Origin of the sequence: Kitasatospora sp. NPDC036755 (assembly GCF_040636595.1) — a bacterium.
In the GTDB taxonomy this organism is placed as follows: Bacteria; Actinomycetota; Actinomycetes; order Streptomycetales; family Streptomycetaceae; genus Kitasatospora.
The window spans coordinates 1-1,889 of the sequence record NZ_JBEZUT010000630.1 but is presented as its reverse complement, the minus strand read 5'-3'; the positions used below and the strand labels follow the sequence as shown (position 1 = coordinate 1,889).

The 1,889-nt window shown below is 76.5% G+C and carries 1 protein-coding gene and 2 pseudogenes; 2 read left to right on the top strand and 1 reads right to left on the bottom strand.

All coding sequences use genetic code 11. From position 1 onward, the window contains the following. Nucleotides 1-147 precede the first annotated feature (147 nt). Complete coding sequence (locus AB0E96_RS40725) at nucleotides 148-885, top strand: phosphotransferase (RefSeq protein ID WP_359831840.1); 738 nt, start codon at nucleotides 148-150, stop codon at nucleotides 883-885. 113 nt (nucleotides 886-998) lie between these two features. Here AB0E96_RS40725 and AB0E96_RS40720 read toward each other — a convergent pair. Next, nucleotides 999-1,190, bottom strand: a pseudogene (locus AB0E96_RS40720) (APH(3'') family aminoglycoside O-phosphotransferase); the annotation flags it as partial. 307 nt (nucleotides 1,191-1,497) lie between these two features. Here AB0E96_RS40720 and AB0E96_RS40715 point away from each other — a divergent pair. Continuing rightward, a pseudogene (locus tag AB0E96_RS40715) lies at nucleotides 1,498-1,889 on the top strand (hypothetical protein); the annotation flags it as partial.

Genomic DNA, 1,889 nt, shown 5'->3' with positions numbered 1-1,889 from the left:
CGAGCGGGAAGCGGAAGGACGCCGAGACGGGAAGCAAAGGCAGAGCGGGGCCGCGACGCCGGGGCCGGAGCCGGCGAACACCCGCACCCGCACCCGCACCCGGAAAACCCGGGGACATCGGCGGTCGTTCCCCCGACAATGGTCGCCATGGAGGAAGTCGAAGTCGTCGTCGCCCACACCGAACGCGCGACCCTGCGCGTCGGCGACGTGTTCCTGAAGATCGACGCCGACCGGGCGCGCACCGACGTCGAGGTCGAGGCCATGGCCATCGCGCCGATTCCGACACCGCGGGTCCTGTGGCGCGAGCCGCCCGTCCTCGCGCTCGCCGCCCTCCCCGGCACGGCGCTGGGCCGGCTCGGCGAGCCGTCGACCGCCTCGCCCGCGGCGTGGGCGGCGGCCGGTGCCGCCGCGCGGACCCTGCACGACGCGCCGCTGCCGCCCTGGCCCGGCCCGAGCGTCGACGAGCTCGCCGAGCGGCTCGACGGCGAGTGCGCGTGGCTCGTCGCGAACGAGGTCCTGCCCGCCGACCTGGTCACGCGCAACCGCCGGGTCGCCGAGGCCGCGCTCCGGCCGTGGACACCGGCGTTCGTCCACGGAGACCTCCAGCTCTCCCACGTGTTCGTGGACGGCGACGAGGTCACCGGCGTGATCGACTGGTCCGAGGCGGGCCGGGGCGACGCCCTGTTCGACCTCGCCGTCCTGACGCTCGGACACGAGGAGCACCTCGGCGACGTCCTCGCCGGCTACGGCACCGACGTCGACCTCGACGTCATCCACGCCTGGTGGTCGCTGCGCAGCCTGATCGCGGTCCGCTGGCTGGCCGAGCACGGCTTCGACCCGTCCGCGCCGGGCTGCGAGATCGACGTGCTGCGGGCCCGGCGGTGACAGCCTCGCCCGCAGCCGGGGTCCGGGCCGGGCCGGGGCGGGGCGCCGTCAGCCCCAGGTGAGCGGGGCGAGGTGGAGGTAGAAGCGCAGGCGCCCGTGTCGTCGCGGCGCCGGTCGAGCACCCGCGGTCCCGGTACGTCCCGGTCGGCGAGCCGGGCGAGCCGGTCGCGCTCGGTCTCCAGGGCGGCCGCGTCCGCGGCGACCACGCACTCGGCGTACGCGTCGGCGTCCGCACTGCGGTAGACGGCGGCCCCCGACTCGCCGGCGGTGACGGGCTGCCGGTCGCCGGCCCGGGCGCCGAGCAGCGGCGGCCGGGGGGTTCGCGGTCGGGGCCGTCGTCCGTGGCGACCGCTCCAGCCGGCCCGGCGCACCGGTTCGCCCCGCGGTCACGGCGTCCCGCGCGGGCGTCCCGCGCGCTCATCTCGGTCGCCACGGAGCGGAGTTGGTTCCGGCGGGTTCGTTTCCGGCGGGCCCCCGCCGTGTCGCCCGTCATCGAAGTACCGTGGGGCGCAGGCTGGTTCCGTGACCGCGCCGGCCCGGCGCGGCACGAGTGGAAGGACGAACATGACGAGCACACGCGGCCGTTTAGCCGCCCTGCTGGCCGCCGTCGCGGTGGTCGCCGGCACCACCCTGGCCACCCCCGCCCTCGCCTCCGCCTCCGCCTCCGCCTCCACCGGAGCCGGCGGCCGGATCACCGGTCAGGCCCCCTGCCCGGACGCGCCCGAGTTCACCTGCGGGACCCTCACCGTCCCGCTCGACCACGGCGGTACCGTCCCCGGCACCCTCGACCTCGCGGTGGCCGTCACCGGCAACACCACCGCGCCCAAGGGCGACCTGCTGTTCCTCACCGGCGGCCCCGGCCAGCCCGGCGTCCCGGCGATGAAGCGCACCGCCGGAAAGCTGGAACCGGTCCTCAAGGACTACCGGCTGGTCATGTACGACCAGCGCGGCACCGGCCGGGGCGCGCTCCAATGTCCCGGCCTCCAGGAGGACATGGGCTCCTC